Source organism: Parendozoicomonas verongulae (genome assembly GCF_009711465.1).
Classification (GTDB): Bacteria; Pseudomonadota; Gammaproteobacteria; order Pseudomonadales; family Endozoicomonadaceae; genus Sansalvadorimonas; species Sansalvadorimonas verongulae.
Map to the genome: position 1 here is coordinate 2,783 of NZ_SMME01000665.1, position 498 is coordinate 3,280.

Genomic DNA, 498 nt, shown 5'->3' on the forward strand with positions numbered 1-498 from the left:
CGCTTATGACGGAGGTAAGAAGTTATTATAAGTGGGATATCTACGGACACTACCTCAGAACAGCTTTCCGATCCCATGGCGCTCTGGTTCTTGATAGAGCAGGTCTGACGACTATCGCTCAGGAATTTATCAATGGACTGAAGCTGGATACTGGTGAGTATCTTACAACTCTGGTCACGTAGAGGGCTACGCTCGCGACGTTGTTCCTTGAAGAGTGAAAAAATCCACTCGCCATCATTGTGTGAAAGCAATGGGCGAGCAAACCGGAAAGAAGGAAGGTGTGGAACCACAAAAGGCTTGTGCTGTCGATATGTTCAGTGATTCGGGGAAGACAGCACAAGGCTTATCAGAAATGCAGCCATTTTACTCTATTTCAAGGAAAAGGTCTCCAGATAGTAAAGCGTCACTTGGTGGTGGAAAAAGAAAACGCAATTCCGATTCAGTCATGAAAGTCAGGCATACTCTCTCTCAGTTAGGTAGACATAAGAAGAAAGCTTC

General features: G+C 45.4%; 2 protein-coding genes. Both read left to right on the forward strand.

The window, feature by feature from the left end:
• The coding region (locus tag E1189_RS02515; protein WP_230460061.1) for a hypothetical protein at positions 1–182 on the forward strand (182 nt) is incomplete at its 5' end.
• 32 nt (positions 183–214) lie between these two features.
• Positions 215–498, forward strand: a 284-nt coding sequence (locus E1189_RS25020) for a hypothetical protein (protein WP_230460062.1), incomplete at its 3' end; no start/stop codon positions are given.